Source organism: Nocardia sp. NPDC003726, from assembly GCF_053586955.1.
Map to the genome: position 1 here is coordinate 27,811 of NZ_JBSFNF010000036.1, position 19,949 is coordinate 47,759.

General features: G+C 69.7%; 16 protein-coding genes. 6 read left to right on the forward strand and 10 right to left on the reverse strand.

The window, feature by feature from the left end:
* The first annotated feature begins 58 nt into the window (after positions 1–58).
* On the forward strand, positions 59–922 hold the full coding sequence (locus tag ACWDMM_RS31010; protein WP_449940855.1) for an oxygenase MpaB family protein: 864 nt from the start codon (positions 59–61) through the stop codon (positions 920–922).
* On the opposite strand, the gene pruA is transcribed toward ACWDMM_RS31010, so the two are convergent.
* From pruA to ACWDMM_RS31030, 4 genes are all read right to left on the reverse strand, one after another.
* The gene (pruA, locus tag ACWDMM_RS31015) at positions 923–2,557 is read right to left on the reverse strand and encodes an L-glutamate gamma-semialdehyde dehydrogenase (RefSeq protein WP_195082617.1); all 1,635 of its coding nucleotides are present in this window, start codon (positions 2,555–2,557) and stop codon (positions 923–925) included.
* A gap of 120 nt (positions 2,558–2,677) precedes the next feature.
* Positions 2,678–3,787, reverse strand: a complete 1,110-nt coding sequence (gene dapC / locus ACWDMM_RS31020) for a succinyldiaminopimelate transaminase (protein ID WP_449940876.1) — start codon at positions 3,785–3,787, stop codon at positions 2,678–2,680.
* 8 nt (positions 3,788–3,795) lie between these two features.
* Positions 3,796–4,119, reverse strand: a complete 324-nt coding sequence (gene fdxA, locus ACWDMM_RS31025) for a ferredoxin (RefSeq protein ID WP_014987978.1) — start codon at positions 4,117–4,119, stop codon at positions 3,796–3,798.
* A 284-nt stretch (positions 4,120–4,403) separates the two neighbouring features.
* Positions 4,404–7,019 (reverse strand): bifunctional FO biosynthesis protein CofGH, encoded by a 2,616-nt coding sequence (locus tag ACWDMM_RS31030; RefSeq protein WP_449940862.1) that lies wholly within the window; start codon positions 7,017–7,019, stop codon positions 4,404–4,406.
* Between the two features lie 377 nt (positions 7,020–7,396).
* On the opposite strand from ACWDMM_RS31030, the gene ACWDMM_RS31035 reads away from it, so the two are divergent.
* The 3 genes from ACWDMM_RS31035 (at position 7,397) to ACWDMM_RS31045 (ending at position 11,381) form a co-directional block, all read left to right on the forward strand.
* Complete coding sequence (locus ACWDMM_RS31035) at positions 7,397–7,894, forward strand: PH domain-containing protein (RefSeq protein ID WP_357112442.1); 498 nt, start codon at positions 7,397–7,399, stop codon at positions 7,892–7,894.
* Positions 7,891–9,486: a PH domain-containing protein gene (locus tag ACWDMM_RS31040; protein ID WP_357209293.1), complete on the forward strand. Its 1,596-nt coding sequence runs from the start codon at positions 7,891–7,893 to the stop codon at positions 9,484–9,486. Before ACWDMM_RS31035 ends, ACWDMM_RS31040 begins: the two co-directional genes overlap by 4 nt.
* A gap of 62 nt (positions 9,487–9,548) precedes the next feature.
* On the forward strand, positions 9,549–11,381 hold the full coding sequence (locus tag ACWDMM_RS31045; RefSeq protein WP_449940866.1) for an APC family permease: 1,833 nt from the start codon (positions 9,549–9,551) through the stop codon (positions 11,379–11,381).
* A gap of 1 nt (position 11,382) precedes the next feature.
* On the opposite strand, the gene ACWDMM_RS31050 is transcribed toward ACWDMM_RS31045, so the two are convergent.
* The 6 genes from ACWDMM_RS31050 to typA all read right to left on the reverse strand — a co-directional run bounded on the left by ACWDMM_RS31050 (position 11,383) and on the right by typA (position 19,071).
* Positions 11,383–11,820, reverse strand: a complete 438-nt coding sequence (locus tag ACWDMM_RS31050) for a hypothetical protein (protein WP_323124754.1) — start codon at positions 11,818–11,820, stop codon at positions 11,383–11,385.
* Positions 11,817–11,975 carry a hypothetical protein gene (locus ACWDMM_RS31055; protein ID WP_169332723.1) on the reverse strand — a complete coding sequence of 53 codons (159 nt, stop codon included), beginning with the start codon at positions 11,973–11,975 and terminating at the stop codon, positions 11,817–11,819. Before ACWDMM_RS31055 ends, ACWDMM_RS31050 begins: the two co-directional genes overlap by 4 nt.
* 36 nt (positions 11,976–12,011) lie before the next feature.
* Complete coding sequence (locus ACWDMM_RS31060; protein WP_195082612.1) at positions 12,012–13,481, reverse strand: amino acid permease; 1,470 nt, start codon at positions 13,479–13,481, stop codon at positions 12,012–12,014.
* Between the two features lie 188 nt (positions 13,482–13,669).
* Positions 13,670–14,554 carry an N-acetyl-1-D-myo-inositol-2-amino-2-deoxy-alpha-D-glucopyranoside deacetylase gene (mshB, locus tag ACWDMM_RS31065; protein ID WP_357112453.1) on the reverse strand — a complete coding sequence of 295 codons (885 nt, stop codon included), beginning with the start codon at positions 14,552–14,554 and terminating at the stop codon, positions 13,670–13,672.
* A complete protein-coding gene (locus ACWDMM_RS31070; RefSeq protein ID WP_323124755.1) occupies positions 14,551–16,278 on the reverse strand; it encodes an ABC transporter family substrate-binding protein in 1,728 nt (575 codons plus the stop codon). Before ACWDMM_RS31070 ends, mshB begins: the two co-directional genes overlap by 4 nt.
* Before the next feature lie 894 nt (positions 16,279–17,172).
* Positions 17,173–19,071 (reverse strand): translational GTPase TypA, encoded by a 1,899-nt coding sequence (gene typA / locus ACWDMM_RS31075; RefSeq protein WP_195082609.1) that lies wholly within the window; start codon positions 19,069–19,071, stop codon positions 17,173–17,175.
* A gap of 230 nt (positions 19,072–19,301) precedes the next feature.
* Between typA and ACWDMM_RS31080 the strand changes: the two genes are divergently transcribed.
* Both ACWDMM_RS31080 and ACWDMM_RS31085 read left to right on the forward strand, forming a co-directional pair.
* Positions 19,302–19,478, forward strand: a complete 177-nt coding sequence (locus ACWDMM_RS31080; RefSeq protein ID WP_085994939.1) for a hypothetical protein — start codon at positions 19,302–19,304, stop codon at positions 19,476–19,478.
* Positions 19,479–19,530: 52 nt separating this feature from the next.
* Positions 19,531–19,818, forward strand: a complete 288-nt coding sequence (locus ACWDMM_RS31085) for a 4a-hydroxytetrahydrobiopterin dehydratase (protein WP_195082608.1) — start codon at positions 19,531–19,533, stop codon at positions 19,816–19,818.
* The last annotated feature ends 131 nt before the right edge of the window (positions 19,819–19,949 follow it).

Below are 19,949 nucleotides of genomic sequence, written 5' to 3' on the forward strand. Positions count from 1 at the left end.
TAATCTTCTCATCGACCGATCCGCTGGGATCGGGCGGACACGAAAGACGAGGTCGACGATGACCGCGCCGCTGCGCACCGCCGAGCAGGAACCGGATCCGAGCCAGACCCTCACCCCAGAGACGGCCGCGCAGTTCGTGGACGGCATCGCCGCCTTCCTCGGCGGCGCCGCCAACGTCATCATGCAGCTGAGCCTGCGCCCGGTCGGCCGGGGCGTCCTGGAGAGCACCGTCGACAGCGGCAAGGTCACCCTGCATCCGATCAAGCGGCTGCGCACCACCCTGACCTACATCGCCGTGGCGCTGCTCGGGTCGGACGAGGAACGCGACGCCTACCGCGAGGCCGTCAACGTGTCGCACCGGTCGGTGCGCTCCACCGCCGCGAGCCCGGTCAAGTACAACGCCTTCGACCCGAACCTCCAGCTGTGGGTCGCGGCGTGCCTGTACTGGGGCATCGATGACCTCTACACCCGGATGCACGGCCCGATGGACGACGCGGCCGCCGACGCCTTCTACGCCTACGCCGCGCGCCTGGGCACCACCCTCCAGATGCGGCCGGAGATGTGGCCGGCGAATCGCGCCGAGTTCCAGCGGTACTGGGAGGAGAACCTGAAACTGCGCGGCATCGAGCCGGAGCTGCGGGACTACTTCAACGGCCTGATCGACCTGAAGATGATGCCGCGACCGGTGCAGGTGGGCTTCGCCGGGTTGCAGCGTTTCGTCGTCACCGGCCTGCTTCCGCAGCACCTGCGCAACGAGATGGGCATGACCTGGACCGACCGCGACCAGCGGCGGCTGGACCGGCTGCTGCGGGTCATCGGAGCCGTGCACGGACGGCTGCCGCGCGCGGCGCGCATGTTCCCGCTCAACGCCTATCTGTTCGACCTACGCAGGCGCCTGCGACAGGGAAAGCCGCTGGTCTGATCACCTGTCCATGTGCGGATAGCGGAAGTCGACGGGCGGCACGAACGTCTCCTTGATCGTCCGCGGCGCTACCCAGCGCAGCAGGTTCAACGGCGAGCCCGCCTTGTCGTCGGTGCCGGAGGCGCGTGCTCCGCCGAACGGCTGCTGCCCCACCACCGCGCCCGTCGGCTTGTCGTTGACGTAGAAGTTGCCCGCCGCGAAACGCAATGCGGCGTCGGCCTGTTCGATCGCGTACCGGTCCTGCGCGAACACCGCGCCGGTCAGCGCGTAGGGCGCCGCCGACTCGACTTCGGCGAGTATCGCGCTGTAGGCGCCGGGCTGGGTGTCGTCGTAGACGTACACCGAGAGGATCGGCCCGAAGTACTCGGTGGCGAACGATTCGTCGCGCGGGTTGTCGGTCAGGAAAACCGTCGGCCGCACGAACCAGCCTTCGCTGTCGTCGTAGGTTCCACCGACCGGGATGGCGACGCCCGCGTCGGCGGCGCGCCGGACGGCCGCCACGTTCTTGTCGTAGGCGCGCCGATCGATCAGCGCCCCACCGAAATTCGACAGATCCGCCACGTCGCCGTAGGTGAGCCCGTCGGCGTCGTGCAAGAACTCATCGCCCATCGCGCGCCAGACCGACCGCGCGATGTAGGCCCGCGAGGCCGCCGAGCATTTCTGGCCCTGGTATTCGTAGGCGCCCCGAATCAGAGCGGTGCGCAGCGCGCCGGGGTCTGCCGAGGAGTGCGCGACGATGAAGTCCTTGCCTCCGGTCTCCCCCACCAGGCGCGGATAGCCGTGATAGCGACCGATATTCGCGCCGACCTGCTGCCAGAGATACTGGAACGTCTTGGTGGAGCCGGTGAAATGGATACCGGCCAGCCGCGGATCGGCCAAGGCCACCTCCGACAGTTGCGCCCCGTCACCGGTGACCATGTTGATCACGCCGGGCGGCAGGCCCGCCGCCTCCAGCAGCCGCATCGTGTGGAAGGCCGACAACGTCTGCGTCGGCGAGGGCTTCCACACCACCGTGTTGCCCATCAGCGCCGGCGCGGTCGGCAGATTCCCGGCGATGGCGGTGAAGTTGAACGGCGTGATGGCGTAGACGAATCCTTCCAGCGGCCGATAGTCCATCCGGTTCCACACCCCGGCGCTGGAGCGGGGCTGCTGCTCCAGGATCTCGCGCGCGAACGCGACGTTGAACCGCCAGAAGTCGACCAGTTCACACGGCGCGTCGATCTCGGCCTGCTGGGCGGATTTCGATTGCCCGAGCATGGTGGCCGCCGCGATCGTCTCCCGCCACGGCCCGGCCAGCAGGTCCGCGGCGCGCAGCAGCACCGCGGCGCGCTCCTCGAACGGCAGCGCTCGCCAGCCCGGGGCGGCGGCCGTCGCGGCGTCGATGGCCGCGTGCGCTTCCGAATGCGTCGTCTGGGTGTAGGTCCCCAGCACGTGCCGATGCCGGTGCGGGGCGACGATATCGTGCCGTTCGCCGAGACCGGGCCGATGCTTGCCGCCGATCACCAGCGGCACGTCGACGGACTCGGCGGACAGCTCGGCGAGCTTGCCGAGCAGTAGCTCCCGTTCCGGACTTCCGGGCGCGTAGGAGTGCACCGGTTCATTGGCGGGCGTAGGGACAACCGTGACAGCGTCCATACCTCAGGCTAGCTCGCCGGACAGAGCCGACGCGGACGCCGACACGCCGCTGCACAAGGTGGTGCGGCGACCAGACCCCTGAGCGTTTGCTGCGCTCGCCGGAGCCGGGCGATGCCGGCGTCAGCCCGCGGCCAGCCGTTCGGCCGCCGCCGTGATCCGCTCGTCGGTCGCGGTCAGCGCGATCCGCACGTGCTCGCTCGCGCCGGGGCCGTAGAAGTCGCCGGGAGCGGCGAGGATGCCTCGATCGGCGAGCCATTCCAGCGTGGTCCGGCACGGCTCGCCGCGCGTCGACCACAGATACAGGCCCGCCTCGGAGTGATCGATCCGGAAACCCGCGGCCTCCAGCGCTGTGCGCAACACTTCGCGGCGGGCGCGGTAGCGCTCCCGCTGGCGCGCCTCGTGCGCGTCGTCGCTGAGCGCGGCGGTCATCGCGGCCTGGATCGGGAACGGCACCATCATGCCCGCGTGCTTGCGCACTTCGAGCAGTTCCGCGATCAGCTCCGGGTCGCCGGTCACGAATCCGGCGCGGTAGCTGGCCAGATTGGAGGTCTTGGACAGCGAATGCACGGCCAGCAGGTTGGTGTGGTCGCCGTCGCACACCTCGGGGTCGAGCAAGGAGACGCCGCGCCCTTCCCAGGTCAGGCCCAGGTAGCACTCGTCGGAGGCGACGATGACATCGCGCTCCCTGGCGAAGGCGACCACCTTGCGCAGATGGTCGACGCCGAGCACCCGGCCGGTGGGATTGGACGGCGAGTTCACGTAGATCAGCGCGGGCGTCTGCGGACCGAGCCGGGTGAGTCCGTCCGCGCGCAGCACCTGCGCACCCGCCAGCAGCGCGCCGACCTCGTAGGTGGGATAGGCGACCTCGGGGATGACGACCAAGTCGCCCGCGCCGAGTCCCAGCAGCCGGGGCAGCCCCGCGATCAGCTCTTTGGTGCCGATCGCGGGCAGCACGGCCGCCGGCTCCAGTCCGGTGATCCCGTAGCGCCGCTTCAGCGCGTCGACCGCGGCCGCGCGGAGCTCGGGGGTGCCGTGCGTGGTCGGGTAACCGGGGACCGCGGCGACGGAGTTCAGCGCCGTCCGGATCAGCGGGTCGACCGGGTCGACCGGAGTGCCGACGGACAGATCGACGATCCCGCCGGGGTGGGCGGCCGCCCGAGCCTTCACCGAAGCGATGGTGTCCCAGGGAAAATCGGGCAGCAGACTGCTGACCCGGCCACGCGGTGACACGTCAGATCTCACTCACTCGCCATCGGGGGCAGTTCCTTGATGAACGGCGGGTCGTAGTCGACCTTGCCGACCTTGGTCGCGCCGCCGGGCGAGCCCAGCTCGTCGAAGAAATCGACGTTGGCGTTCACGTATCCGCTCCACTGGTCCGGGGTGTCGTCTTCGTAGAAGATCGCCTCCACCGGGCACACCGGCTCACATGCACCACAGTCCACGCACTCGTCGGGATGGATGTACAGCATGCGACCGCCCTCGTAGATGCAGTCCACGGGGCATTCCTCGATGCATGCCTTGTCCTTCACGTCAACGCACGGTTCAGCGATGATGTACGGCACTGCCGCTCTCCTAGTCTGTCCTCGCCTGCGGGATAGTCCGCCCGGCGAAACCCTATCCCGGCACCCCACGTTACTACTGGTCAGCCTGCCCTAACTTCGGGCCCGGCGCACGCCGACGCGAGGCACGATTCGGACTCCGCCACCCGCCGTGCGCGCCGGGGACCACGTTGCGGGAGGTAGCGCCGGAGCGCGCGGCGGCGGGGCCGGAATTGCGCCGGTCCCGGCCGCCCGCACCCTCGAGCTGGAACCTCTTGTTGTCGCCGGAACCCGAAGCGATCGGCGTATCAGTCGACCAGTACCGCCTGCAGCCCCGGGGAGACGGACGATCCCCTGTGCTTCGGGACGCCATAGGTCGTCGTCCGCTCTCGGGCCGGCCGTCCGATGCCGGAGGCGATCTCCACCAGCTCGGCGACCGTCTTGGCCGAGCCGTGCTGCGAGCCCGCCATCCGGGAGATCGTCTCCTCCATCAACGTGCCGCCCAGATCGTTGGCTCCGCTGTTGAGCATCACCCGGGTGCCGGTGATGCCGAGCTTGACCCAGCTGGTCTGGATGTTGTGGATCCGGCCGTGCAGCATGATCCTGGCCAGGGCGTGCGCGGCGCGGTTGTCCCGGTTGGTCGGCCCCGGCCGCGCGGCGCCGGCCAGATACAGCGGCGCGCTCTGATGCACGAACGGCAGCAGCACGAATTCGGTGAAACCGCCGGTCTCGTCCTGGATGCCGCGCAGCACCCGCAGGTGCCCGACCCAGTGCTTCGGGTTGTCCACGTGGCCGTACATCATGGTCGAACTGGACCGGATGCCGACCCGGTGCGCCGTGGTGATCACGTCGATCCACGCCGAGGTGGGCAGTTTGCCCTTGGTGAGCACCCAGCGCACCTCGTCGTCCAGGATCTCCGCGGCGGTGCCGGGGATGGTGTCCAGCCCCGCCTCCTTCAGCGCGACCAGCCAGTCCCGCACGCTCTGACCGCCGCGCGAGGCGCCGTTCACGATCTCCATCGGGCTGAACGCGTGCACATGCATCGACGGCACCCGCTGCTTGACCGCCCGCACCAGGTCCGCGTACCCGGTGACCGGCAGGTCGGGGTCGATGCCGCCCTGCATGCAGACTTCGGTGGCGCCGTCGACATGCGCCTCCCAGGCCCGGTCGGCGACCTCTTCCGTGCTCAGGGTGAACGCGTCCGCGTCGCCCTTGCGCTGGGCGAACGCGCAGAACCGGCACCCGGTGTAGCAGATGTTGGTGAAGTTGATGTTCCGGTTCACCACGTAGGTCACATCATCGCCGACGGTGTCGCGGCGCAGCTGATCGGCCAGCGCGGCGACCGCGTCCAGCTCCGCGCCGTCGGCCGTGGCCAGCGCGAGGTACTCGGCGTCGCTGAGCCCCGCCGGATCGCGTTCGGCGGCGCGCAGCGCGGCGAGCACGTCGGAGTCCAGCCGCTGCGCGGGGGCGGCGGCGAGGTCGCGGGCCTGTTCGCGAATGGTGTCCCAGTCACCGAAGGCGCCGACGATGTCCTGCCCGAGCGCGGCATCGCTGCGGGCCTCGGTGTTGCGGCCCTCGGTGTCGATGGCGGTGTTGAGGTCGACGCGTCCGGCCGACTCCCAGGACTCGTCCGGCTCCTGCCAAGGCAGGCCGACCGGGATCGCGTCCGGATTCGCCAGCCCTGTGGCGGGGTCGGTGAGCGCGGCGACGTGCGCGCCGATTCGCGGATCGACCCACGGGTTGCCCGCGCGCACGTACTTCGGGTGCGCGGAGGTCCGCTCGACCAACTGATAGCCCGCCGCCTCCGTGATCTCCCGCAAAGTGTCCAGGTTCGGCCACGGCCGCTCGGGGTTCACGTGGTCGGGCGTCACCGGCGAGACGCCGCCCCAGTCGTCGATGCCCGCATCGATCAGCGCGCGGCACTCGGCGTGCGAGACCAGGTTGGGCGGCGCCTGCACCGGCACGTCCGGCCCGAGCAGGATGCGGGTGACGGCGATGGTGGCGAGGAATTCCTCCAGGCCCGCGTCCGGCACGTCCCGCATGGCGGTGTCGTCCTTGGCGCGGAAGTTCTGCACGATGACTTCCTGGATGTGCCCGAAAGCCTTGTGCTGCTTGCGAATCGCCATGATCGACTCGGCCCGCTCCGCCATCGTCTCACCGATGCCGACCAGGATGCCGGTGGTGTAGGGCACCGAGAGCCGGCCGGCGTCGGTGATGGCCCGCAGCCGCACGGCCGGGTCCTTGTCGGGGCTGCCGTAATGGCAGTTGCCCTTCTCGGTGAACAGCCGCGTCGAGGTGGTCTCCAGCATCATGCCCATGGACTGCGCCACCGGCTTGAGCCGCGCGATCTCCTCCCACGACATCACGCCCGGGTTCAGGTGCGGCAGCAGGCCGGTCTCTTCCAGCACCATGATCGACACGGCGCGCAGGTAGTCCAGCGTGGAGTCGTATCCGCGCTCGTCCAGCCACTGCGCGGCCTCCGGCCAGCGGTCCTCGGGCCGGTCGCCCAGCGTGAACAGCGCCTCTTTGCACCCCAGTGCCGCGCCCTTGCGGGCGATGTCGAGCACCTCGTCGGGCTCGAGGAACATGCCTTTGCCCTCGGCGCGCAACTTGCCGGGCACCGTCACGAAGGTGCAGTAATGGCACTTGTCCCGGCACAGCCGGGTCAGCGGGATGAAGACGTTGCGGGAATAGCTGATCGTCTTCGGACGCCCGGCTGAGGCCAGCCCGGCGTCGCGCACCCGCGCGGCGCTGCGGCAGAGATCGGCCAGGTCGTCGCCGGTGGCGTGCAGCAGCACGGCGGCCTCGTCCACGTTCAACGTGACACCGTCGCGGGCCCTGCGCAGCGCCCGGCGCATGGCCGAAGGACTGGGCGGCGCGGATGGGACGCTCGGGTTCGGTAGGTCGGTCACGCCCTCGATCATGCGCTACACATCCGGAACTGTCTCCCTCCAGTGCTGGTTGCGGCGAAGCGGGCCGGCCACGGCTCCGCTCGCCACGGAGCCCACGCGGGGACGCGGAGCGCCGTCGAGCGTTGACAACTGCGCGGTAGCCGAGGCTATTCCGTGCCGCCGCCCCGCGCTCGGTCCGCGACGGTGGGAGCCGATCCCGCCCGGACGACGCGGTCTCCTGTCGCGCCGCGAACCGACGACGGAGTCATGCTCGATCGGGTTGGCGCGCAGTCGATGTCGTCCAGCAAGGGGAAGCACCCGGCCACCCACCTGCGCGGGCGGCGGTGTCAGCATGAGCCGCCCATCGTCGACTGCGACAGCGACCCTGTCTTCGTGCAACTATTGGCAGCATGTCGCAGCCGCGCACGATCATGGCCGATCCGGCCTGGCGCCCCAGTCCGAAGGCGAAGCTCCTGTGGACCGTGCAGGCCGCCATCGCGTGGGTGATCCCGTTCGCGGCCCTGCTGGTGTGGGCGGTGCTCGACTCCGCGCATCGCGGGTGGCAGCTCGGATTCTTCCTGGTCGCGCTCGTGCCCGCCGCGCTGAACATCGGTGTCGCGCCGTGGTGGCGGTACGCGGTGCACCGCTGGGAGGTCACCGACGAAGCCGTGTACACCCGGGTCGGCTGGCTCACCCAGGAAAGCCGTGTGGCGCCGATCTCGCGGGTGCAGACCGTCGACACCGAACGCGGACCGCTCGAACGCCTGCTCGGGCTGGCGACGGTCACCGTGACCACCGCGTCCTCCGCAGGCGCGGTGCAGATCAGCGCGCTGGACCTGCCGGTCGCCGAACAGACCGTGACGCGGCTGACCCGGATCGCCGCCCAGCACCGCGGAGACGCGACATGAGCGCCGACGCGACCGACGCCGGGCAGCCCTGGCAGCGGCTGGACAAGCGGATGCTGCTGGTGCACCCGATCACCGAGGTGGTGAAGTTCATCCCCGTGCTGATCGGTTCGGTGATCCTCGGGACCAGCAGCGGCAACCACGTGTGGAGCGTCATCCCGCTCGCGTTGATCGTCGGGTTCGCGCTGACCCGCTGGTTCACCACCACGTATCGGGTCGGGCCGACGCACGTCGAGCTGCGCACCGGGCTGCTGGAACGCAAGAAACTGTCGGTGCCCCGGTCGCGGATCCGCTCGGTGGACATCGAAGCCGACCTGCTGCACCGGGCCCTCGGGCTGGCGGTGCTGGCGATCGGCACCGGCCAGCAGGCGGATTCGGGTGAGAAGTTCAAGCTCGACGCGCTGGACGCCCGCGTCGTCCCGCCGTTGCGCGCCACGCTGCTCGCCCATACGGCGGACCGCGGCGCTGCGGAGGAGGCCCGAAAACAGCCGCAGCACAACGAATCCGGCGGTTTCACCGCAGCGCGCACCCGGGCGCGCGAGATCGGGCACTGGCGTCCGGCGTGGGTGCGCTACGCCCCGCTGTCGCTGACCGGCTTCGCGATCATCGCGCCGATCGTCGGCTTCGCGCTGCAATACGGGCTCGGTGAGATCGTCTTCCGGTCCGACGCGGTGCACGACGTGGAAGACGGCGGCGTGCTCGTCCTCGCGCTCGCCGGGGTCGCGCTGCTCGGCGTCATCGTCGTCGTGGTCAGCGCTGCCGCGTGCGCGCACTACCTGTCCACGTATTTCGGACTGCGCGTCCGAGACGACGGCAAGACCTTGCAGCTGCGCCACGGCTTGTTCACCACCCGCCAGATCACCCTCGACCGGGCCCGGTTGCGCGGAGCGACGGTGTCCGAGCCGCTGCTGCTGCGCTTGGCGGGCGGCGCCGAGCTCGAGGCGATCATGACCGGCGAGAACCCCCGGCAGCGGATCCTTCCGCAGTCCCCGCGCGGCGCCGTTGAGCACACCCTCGGCCATCTGCTCGCCCCGGAACAATTGCGCGACAACGACATTCCCGTCCGTCCGGACGCGCTGCCCACCGGTGCCGGCGCGGCGGACGCGCACACCGTCCCTGCGCCCGGCAGCGCCCCGCTGATCGCGCACGGCGCGGCCGCCCGGCGACGCAGACATACCCGCGCACTCGCGCCGGTCGTGCTCATCGCCGCCGCGCTGGCCGTCATCTCGCTTGCGGGGCAGCACTATTCGCCGTGGTGGTGGCTGCTGCCCGGCTTGGCGCTGCCGCTCGCGCTCGCCCTCGCCGAGGATCGTTACCGCGGCCTCGGGCACGCGGTGCTGCCCCGCACCACCGACAACCCCGCCTGGCTGATCACGCGGGCCGGATCGCTCGACCGCGACCGCGACTGCCTGGAGGCCCCCGGCGTGATCGGCTGGACCGTGCGCCAGACCTTCTTCCAACGCCGCGCCGGAGTCGCCACCGTCATCGCGGCCACCGCCGCGGGCAAGAAACGCTACGCGGTGGTCGACCTTCCCGCCGACCGCGCGTGGGAACTCGTCGAAGCCGTCACACCGGGACTGTCCGGCGCGCGCTGAAGCCACCCGGCAAGTGTCGCTGATCGGTTGCCGATCGACGGCAGAGTTCAATGGACGCCGTGGTGACCAAGACCGAGCCGCACCATGCGGAGCCACGGATCGCCGACCGCAGGCTCCGGCAGATGCAGCGGGCGGACAAGTTCCGGCTGACCGCGGTGGGCGGGCTCGCCGCGCTCTCGCTGGACGCGTTGTCCAGCGTGGCCTACGGGCCGGAGGCGATCGTGCTGGTGCTGATGGCGGCGGGAGCGGCGGCCGTCTCCTGGACGCTACCGGTGGCCTGCGCGATCGCCGCGCTGTTGCTGGTGCTGGTGCTCTCCTATCGGCAGGTGATCGCGGTGCACCCGGACGGCGGCGGCGCGTACGCGGTCGCCAAGAAACAGCTCGGCAGGCCCGCCGCCCTGCTCGCGGCCGCGAGCCTGGTCGTGGACTACGTGCTGACCGTCGCGGTCAGCCTCGCCGCGGGCGCGGCCAGCTTGGCCAGCGCGTTCCCCGCCCTGGCCGACGAACTGCTGCCGATGACGCTGATCGGGCTCGCGGCGCTGACCGTGATCAACCTGATCGGGGTGGCGGAATCGGCGCGGGTGCTGATGGGGCCCGCGATCCTGTTCGTCCTCCTCATCGGCGGCGTCATCGTCGTAGGACTGCTGCGGCCGGAGCCGGTCGCGCTGATCGGCGGCGACCCCGGCCCGATCGAGCCGGTCGAGGCGCTCGGAATCGTCCTGCTGCTCAAAGCCTTCGCGGCGGGATGCTCATCGCTGACCGGTGTGGAGGCGATCGCCAACGCCGTGCCCGCATTCCGCACCCCCGCCGTGCGCCGCGCGCAGCACACCGAGGTGGCGCTGGGCATCCTGCTCGGCGCGATGCTGCTCGGGCTGGCCGTGCTGATCCGCGCGCACCACGTGACGCCGCGCCCGGACGTGACCATCCTGGCCCAGCTGGCGGCAGGGGCGTTCGGCACCGGCTGGCTGTTCTACCTCGCCAACCTGGCGGTCACCGCCGTGCTGTTGCTCGCGGCGAACACCAGTTTCGGCGGGCTTCCGGTCCTGCTCGCACTGCTGGCCAAGGACCGAAGGGCGCCGTCGCTGTTCGCGCTGCGGTCCGAACGTCCGGTCTTCCGATACGGTGTCAGCGCCCTTGCCTTGCTCGCGGGGCTGGTGCTGCTCGCGGTCGACGCCGAAACCCACCGGCTGCTACCGGTTTTCGCGATCGGCGTCTTCATCGGGTTCACCATCAGCCAGAGCGGCCTGGTGCTGCACTGGTGGCGCGCACGTGAGCGCGGGTGGTTGCCGCGCGCGCTGCTGAACGGATTCGGCGCGACGCTAACCGCCGTCGCGGGCGTCGTGCTGCTGGCGGAGAAGTTCACCGAGGGCGCGTGGCTGCTGCTGCTCATCGTTCCCGCGCTGGTAACCCTCTTCTTTCGGATCGAGAACTACTACGGCGAGGTCGCCGGCCAGCTGCGGCTGCGCGAGATCCCGCCGAAGCCGCGCCCCGCGCCGGAGGCGAAGGAACTGGTCGTCGTCCGGGTGGTCACCATGAGCGAGGTGACCTATCGCGCCGTGGAAGCCGCCTTGCGCATGCGGGGGGAGATCGTCGCGGTGGCCGCCGACATCGATCCCGCCACGACCAAACGGCTCAGCGCCCAGTGGAAACAGTGGAACCCGGGCGTGCCGCTCGCGGTGCTCCCGTGCCCGCATCGCAGCCTGGTGGCCACCCTCGTCGGCTACGTCCGCAAGCAGACCGACGCCGGGCTCGGCGTCACCGTGCTGCTCGCGCACGTCGAAGCCAGGCACTGGTGGCAACGGCCGCTGCACAATCCGCGCGGACCGGTGCTCACCGCCGCGTTGCGCGTTCGCACCGAAGCCGTGATCGCGACCCTGGCGGTCCGGCTCGCGTGAGTCAGCTTCGGCCGAAGACGCGCGCGTTCGCCTGGATATAGAGATAGGCCAGCGGCGGCAACAGCCCGGCGAACAGCAACAGCGCCGTCCGCCAATCACTGCCGAGCAGAACGTCACCGCCCGGTCCGGCGCTGGCGCACACCAGGAAGCCGAATGCCCAGGCGACGACCGGAAGGCCGAGCAGCGCGGGACGCCGCGTGACCGATCGCGCGCCCATGACGAGCAGGACGTTCACCACTCCGGCCAGCACGGCGGAGACCGGGAACGCGACCGAGCCCAGATAGGTCGGCAGATACAGCACCTCGAGCGCCAAAGTGAGCAGGGCATCCACGATCAGTACGACGAGGATCAGCGGGCCGAGCAAGCCGACGGTGAGTCGGGTGGCGCCGGATGCCACGGAAGCGCGATCGCCTGCGGGGTCGTCGACCGTGGTCGTCACGGCACCGGCGGGTAGCCGAGGAGGGTCAACAGGTGACTCTGCATGTCGGCGAACGCGTACAGCACCGTCATATACAGGTCGTGCTGCTCCTGCCAGTGCGGCCGCATGCTGTCGACGAACGCCGCGATCGCGTTCTGGACCTCCCAGTTGTACATACTGCCGAGTCTATTCCGGCTCGACCGGGCGCATGATCAATTCTCCTGGTCGGCAGGCACGGCGGCGACCACGCAGGATTCGCCGGTGGAGCCGCCACGCTCCGCGGCGATGGCCAGCACCCGCTTACGCGCGGCGAACCAGCCGACGATCAGCGCGGGGACGATCAGGGCGATGGTCGCGACCGTCCAGGTCCCCACCGGATAGTCGAAACCGGTCAGCACGACGACGAAGAACAGGAACACCAGCGTGAGCAGACCGGTGTACGGCGCGCCGAACATGCGGAACGCGGGCCGCTGGACGCGTCCGCGCACCGACCAGCGCCACAACTGCAACTGGCACAACACGATGGTGGCCCAAGAGGCGACGATGCCGAGCGAGGCCATGTTGAGCACGATCTCGAACGCCTGATCCGGGACGAGGCCGTTGAGCGCGATGCCGACCAGCGCGATCAGGCTGGTGAGCAGGATGCCGCCATAGGGAACGCCGTTGCCGCCCATCACCCCGGTGAATCCCGGGGCGCTGCCGTTCATCGACATCGAGCGCAGGATGCGGCCGGTCGAGTACAGACCGGCGTTCAGGCTGGAGAACGCCGCGGTCAGCACCACCAGATTCATCACGCTGCCGATGCCGGGGACGCCGAGCATGGTGAAGAAGGTGACGAACGGACTCTCGTCGGCGGTGTAGTGCGTGTAGGGCAGCAACAGCCCGAGCAGAATCAGCGAGCCGACGTAGAAGACGGCGATCCGCAGGATCACCGAATTGATCGCCCGGGGCATGATCTTCTCCGGGCGCTCCGTCTCACCCGCGGCGGTGCCGACCAGTTCCACGGCGGCGTAGGCGAACACGACACCGGACACCACCACGACCAACGGCATGACGCCGGTCGGGAACAGGCCGCCGTGATCGGTGACGACGCTGGGCCCGGTCGCGGCGCCCTGCACGGTGAAGCGGCCGAGCAGGAAGATCGTGCCGACGATCAGGAACGCGCTGAGCGCGAACACCTTCACCAGCGCGGCCCAGAACTCCATCTCACCGAACCACTTCACCGACACCAGGTTGATGCCGAGCACGATGACCAGCGCGGCCAGCGCCAGCAGCCACTGCGGAACGGCGGAGAACCCCGACCAGTAGTGGAAGTACTGCGCGATCGCGGTGGTGTCGGCGATGCCGGTCATCGACCAGTTCAGGAAGTACATCCAGCCTGCGACGAACGCCGCTTTCTCACCGAAGAACTCGCGCGCGTAGGACACGAACGACCCGGACGACGGCCGGTGCAGAACCAGTTCGCCGAGCGCGCGCAGGATGAGGAACGCGAAGAACCCGCACACGCCGTAGACCAGGAACAATCCCGGTCCGGCACTGGCCAGTCTGCCACCGGCGCCGAGGAACAGGCCGGTGCCGATGGCGCCGCCGATCGCGATCATCTGCAGTTGCCGCGGCTTCAGACTCTTGTGGTACCCGTGGTCCTCGATGCCGAGGTGGGCGTTGTCGCCGGGCGCTGTCATGAACCGACGGATCCTCCGTTTCGATGTCGCGAGATCACGCCGAACGGTACCCGCCGTTTCGATGCGGCCCACTGCCAGCCCTGGGGGTACAGGACCACGCTGCCCGGACAAGTTCCGGAACAGACGGGCGAATTATGTGAAATGTCCGAAATCGTGCACGGCGCCCGCGTCGGCACCGCTTGATTTCGTCACTCGAGTCCGGCGAACAGATCGTGCTCCCGCCCGTCCGGCCCGAGCGGACCGCGCCGGCCCCGCACCAGAATGAAGTGCTCCTCCGGAAGCACCGGCTGAGCGACGTTGTTCGACAGGGCGAATTCCCGGCCCGACGGCGCGAGGGTGATCTGGGTGGCGTGCGCCCGCAGCGCGGAGCGCTTGGCCGCCAGCACCTCGGAAACGTCGATCGTGGTGGTCACCGCGTCGCTGGGCACGCTCGCGAGTTCCCCTTCGGCCGGCAGCCGCCATCCGGGCGGCAACGCGCCCGGCAGGCCTGCGGCCGTGCGCCTGGCCAGCGCGGCGGTGTGCAGACGCAGCATGTCGGCGTCGGTGACCGTCCAGTAGTACTTCGGGACGTCCCAGCCCTCGCCTGCGGCGGCGTGCACCGCGGCCGCGGTGATCTCGTGCGCCCGGATGTGGTCCGGGTGGCCGTAGCCGCCGTTCGGGTCGTAGCCGACCACCACGCGGGGTCGCAGGCGAAGCACCACGTCCGTGAGCGCCCGTACCGCCTCGTCGCCGGAGCGCGTGAACGTGCGTGGCTTGTTCGCGGCGGGCGTGCCCGCCATCCCGGAGTCGCGCCAGCGTCCCGCGCCTCCGAGGAACTGCGGCGGCCCGGCGTCCAGCGCAGCCAGTGCGCGGGTCAGTTCGAGAACGCGATACCCGCCGAGCTGGTCGGCGTGGTCCGCGACGAGCAGCGCCCACTCGTCGCCGATCACCTCGCCCTCCTCACCGAGGGTGCAGGTCACCACCGTGACCGGCACCCCGCGACGGCGGTAGTGCGCGATCGTGCCGCCGGTGGTGATGGACTCGTCGTCCGGGTGGGCGTGGACCAGCAGCAGCCCACCGGTCGCCGCGGTCACGGGATCCTGCGCCACATGGACGCGTCGCCGAAGATGCCGACCTGGATCGCGCCGCTGAGCGAGGCGCCGTCCAGCCGGGGACCGGACGCGGCGACGGCGTTGTCCTGCACGATCGGCAGCACCGTCGCCATGGCCCACAGCTTGGGCTCCGCTTCGGCGAGCACCCGTCCCACGTCGCCGCCCCGCAGCGCGTCATCGATCGCGGGTTGCAGGGTCGGATCGCATACGCCGGACAGGTTGCTCGGCGCTCGCTGCGCCGCCTCGGCGATGGCCTGCGCCGGGCCGGTGACGCCGGGCAGCGCGGGCGGCGGGCATCCGTATCGGGACGCCAGCACGGTCGCCGGATCGGAACCGGCCACCTCCCAGCCGACGATCGCGTCGACCGTGCCCTCCAGCAATTCCTTGCCGTACAGCTCGTCGGCGGGGACGCTGCGCACCGTCGCGTCGATGCCCGCGCTGCGCAACTGGTCGGCGGCGGTATTGGCCACGGCCAGCGCGGTGGCGTCCCGATCGACCGCGCCGATGCGGATGGTCAGCGGCTTGCCGTCCTTGCCGACGGTGCGCGGCTGCGGGGCGGGCGAGGTCGGGGATGCGACGGGCGGCGGCTCGGGCGCCCGGCCGTACCCCGCGGCGGCGAGCAGCGCGAACGCCTCCTCCGCCGACGGCCGCGGCGGAGCGGTCGGGGCATATCCGGGATCGGACGGGGCGAGCACCTGCGCGCGAGCGGGTTCCACCCAATTGCCGGTCTGCGCGCCGACGGTGGCCAGCAGGGCCGGATCCAGCAGGGCGAGCACACCCGAGCGGACCCTGGGGTCGCTCAGATCGCCCTTGCGCCCGTTGAGCGCCATGTGCAGCACCCGGGACTGCGGCATGATCGCGGTCCGCACCGACGGGATCGCCCCCAGTTGCGCCTGGGTCGCCACGCCCCCGTGCACCAGCGCCATCTGCACGTCGCCGGTGCGCAGCGAGCCCGCCAGCTGCGCGGGCGTGCCGCCGCGGCGCAGCAGGATCTGACCCGGCATCGCCGGTGTGCCCCAGAAGCGGTCGTTGCGTTCCAGCAGCATCTCGTCGCGGCCGGGATCCGCCGAGCGGATGCCGAACGGCCCTCCGGACACTCGGACGCCGTTGACCTGACCGTTCATTCCCCTGGCGAACCCGCCGGGGGCGTCCTTGAGCAGATGCGACGGCAGCAGATCGGTGAACAGCTCGCGCCAGCCCGGGTAGGGCTGCGTCATCACGACGGTGACCGTCTTGCCGCCCGCAGAGGAATTGACGTCCGAGATCATCCGGTAGCCCGCCGGGTCGACGACCCCGGGCTCGGAGATCATCTCCTGCCACAGGTAGCGGAAGTCCTCGGCCGCGATCGGCGCACCGTCCGACCAGGACGCTTCGTTGCGCAGCTTGTAGGTGATCGTGAACGGTTCCTGCGCGGTGACTTCGGCGGAGACCAGCAACGACGAATCCGGCACCCAGGCCGTCGCCCCCGGCCGGGCCGGATCGAGCACCGGCCGGAACGGGCTCGGCAGTACCAGCGACGCGATCGCCGAGGTCGCGGCGGACTGGTCCGAGCGCAGGTGGGGGTTGAACGCGGTGCCGATGGTGTCCAACGCGACGACCACTGTCGTCTCCGCGGGTTTGACCGGGGTGGTCTTCGGGCTGTCGGTGCTCTCGATGGGCGGCGGCGGATTCGCCGCACAGCTGCTGATCAACGTCAGCACTGCCACGGCCGGCAACAACGTGCGCCACGCTGCGCGTTTTCCTGCGCCCACTTTCACGCTCGGGAACTCTACCGCACGCTCGAGTCCGTTCCCAGATTCCTGTGCCGGGCAGGGAAACAACGCGGTCGCGCGGATATCGCGGAGCGGAAACACAACAGCGCCACGGGGTCGGCATGGCTCGTCAATACCGTCCGGAACCCCGGCAAATTCTGGGCATACCTTGCCGATGCAATAGCAGGCCGTGCCGGTGCGCAAGCGGTTCGGCAATTCGATACGCATCGGGCTCGTTCGTGCGACGTCGAGCGAAATGGACTTCGAGCTGGAAGTGAACAGTCACGCCGACACGCTGAACACAAGGCGACCGCGATTCGCAGGCACACCATCCGGCGGGTACGGCGGACGACCACGCCTCCTACCTGGTCGGACCACAGCTAGTCGTCCGTCGGCGGAGAAAGCTCGCGGCGGCGGCTACCCGGGACGAACGAGGCGCGACAAGCAAATCGCCCACCCTTTTATCTCGATCGAACCGCGCAAGACATCAATGCAAGCCGCGGTAGGGAATTCCAGAACATTTCCGACCGGTCGAGCGTATCCGGGAACCAATTCGTGCGCAGGCGCCGATTCCGCATCGGAACACCGAACTGATCAAAAATATGCACAGAGCAACCGGAACTTTTCGATGACGCCGCACCCGCTTCACCGCAACACATCACGGCAACGTAATTCTTCCGATCGCCACCGCGACGCCTCGTGATCGCGATGAATTCCGGCGGCATCCGGATGCGAACGAATCGAAAGCAAGCCCGCGGCTCACCACGGGCGCGCACGGCCGCGACCTGCGGTTCCGCCCGGTATTCGGTGCCACTCGCCGCGACACCGAATACCCTGCGGCGAAAGCGATTACAGCGCGGCGCGGTCGCGTGCCTTGCGCCGCGACAGTTCCCGTGCGCGCTCGTTCTGCGCGAGGATCACCTTGCGCACCCGCACCACCTCCGGGGTGACCTCGACGCACTCGTCGGCGGCGCAGAACTCCATGGCGCCTTCGAGATCCAGCTGCAACGGCTTGGCCAGGGTCTCGATCACGTCGGCGGTGGAGCTGCGCATGTTGGTCAGCTTCTTCTCGCGGGTGACGTTGATGTCCAGGTCCTCCGCGCGCGGGTTGACGCCGACGACGTGCCCCTCGTAGGTGTCCGCGCCCGGCTCGACGAAGAACTGGCCGCGGTCGGCGAGCTGGATCATGGCGAACGGCGTCACCGTGCCCGCCCGGTCGGAAACCAGCGAGCCGGTGTGCCTGGCCCGGATCTCGCCCGCCCACGGCGCGTAACCGTGCGACACGGCGTTGGCGATGCCGGTGCCTCGGGTCTCGGTGAGGAAGTCGGTGCGGAAGCCGATCAGGCCACGCGAGGGAACGATGAACTCCATCCGCACCCAGCCCGCGGCGTGGTTGCTCATCTGCACCATCTTGCCCTTGCGCGCGGCCAGCAACTGGGTGATCGCGCCGAGGTACTCCTCCGGGCAGTCGATGGTCAGCTCCTCGTACGGCTCGTGCACCTTGCCGTCGACCTGCTTGGTGACCACCTGCGGCTTGCCCACGGTCAGCTCGAAGCCCTCGCGGCGCATGGTCTCCACCAGGATGGCCAGCGCCAGCTCGCCGCGGCCCTGCACCTCCCAGGCGTCGGGGCGCCCGATGTCCAGCACGCGCAGCGACACGTTGCCGACCAGTTCCTGGTCCAGGCGCGCCTTCACCATGCGGGCGGTCAGCTTGTGCCCCTGCACCCGGCCGACCAGCGGCGAGGTGTTGGTGCCGATGGTGACCGAGATGGCGGGCTCGTCGACGGTGATGCGCGGCAAGGCGACCGGGTTGTCGATATCGGCGAGCGTATCGCCGATCATGATCTCCGGGATGCCCGCGATGGCGACGATGTCGCCCGCGACGGCCAGCTCACCCGGCTTGCGCTCCACGCCGACGGTCTGCAGCAGTTCGGTGATCTTCACCTGCTTCACGCCGTCGGCGTGCATCCACGCGACGTTCTGCCCCTTGCGCAGTTCGCCGTTGTGGATGCGCACCAGCGCGAGGCGGCCGAGGAACGCCGAGGCGTCGAGGTTGGTGACGTGCGCCTGCAGCGGCGCGGACGGATCGCCCTTCGGCGCGGGGATGTGCTCGAGCAGCACGTCGAACAGCGCGTCCAGGTTCTCCGCGTCCGGAGCGTTGCCGTTGTCCGGACGCTCCTTGGACGCCTTGCCTTCGCGCCCGGAGGCGTACAGCACCGGAAGATCCAGCGCGAGTTCGGCGGCCTCGGCGGCGGCGTCGTCCAGATCGGAGGCCAGGTCGAGCAGCAGGTCGTGGCTCTCCTCGACGACTTCCTCGATGCGGGCGTCGGGACGGTCGGTCTTGTTCACGACCAGGATCACCGGCAGCGACGCGGCCAGCGCCTTGCGCAGCACGAACCGGGTCTGCGGCAGCGGCCCCTCGGACGCGTCCACCAGCAGCACCACGCCGTCCACCATGGACAGCCCGCGCTCGACCTCGCCACCGAAGTCGGCGTGGCCGGGGGTGTCGATGACGTTGATCACGGTGACCGAGCCGTCCGGGTGGTGCCGGTGCACCGCCGTGTTCTTGGCGAGAATGGTGATGCCCTTCTCGCGTTCCAGGTCGCCGGAGTCCATCACGCGATCGACGGGCTCGGCCCGCTCGGCGAAGGCGCCCGACTGGCGCAGCATGGCGTCGACCAGGGTCGTCTTGCCGTGGTCGACGTGGGCCACGATGGCGACGTTGCGAAAATCGCGTGCAGACGACACGCCTGAATCCTCCTGCTGTTCGGTGTTGGAGCCGACGGTGCTCGGTGTCCGGCGCGCACGGACTCTCCGTGGTTACGCAGGCTGCCGCCTCCGGGGCCTGACGCACGCGCCGGGCTCCCTGCAGAACAGGGGAGAATCGAAACTCACCAGGCATCGCGGCGAACTACACCCTACCGGCAGTCCACTCGTGGCACCGTTTCAGCCTTTGTACTAAGGGTATGCTAACCGCCGTGGGCAAGGTCAAAGCCAAGAAGGTTTCGAGCCTGAAACCGAAGAAGAAGTGCTGTCGGAAGAAGACGCGCTGCCTGAAGTGCCCCGTGGTCATCATGCGGATGAAGAAGTGCGAAGCGGCCGGTGTGACCGGCAAGGATCTGAAGAAGGCACTCAAGCAGGCGCGCGCTGCCTGACCCCCGCCGCCACCCTTTCCGGGGCGGCCCGAGGCGAGTAGTAAGGAGTGTTATGGCGCAGCAGACACTGCTCTCCGATACCGAAATCGCCGAAGCGCTCACCGAATTGCCGGAGTGGTCCAGATCAGGGGACACCCTGATCCGCACCGTCGAAGCGGCCACCTTCCCCGCGGGCATCGAGCTGGTGCGCCGGGTCGCCGAAGTCGCGGAGGAGGCCAACCATCATCCCGACATCGATATCCGCTGGCGCAAGGTCACCTTCAGCTTGTCCACCCACTCCGCGGGCGGCCTCACCGCCTTGGACGTCGCGCTGGCACACGAAATAGATCGGCTGTGTTGAATTTGCAGCGCCTGCGGCGCTGCGTGTTCGCGGCCCCCTTGTGGCTCGCGTCCGAGTGACCGCCGCTTGCTCCTTCGTCGCGGACACGGCGGTCACAAGGTAGCGCGGCGGGCCGCGAAAGGCGGGTGGGC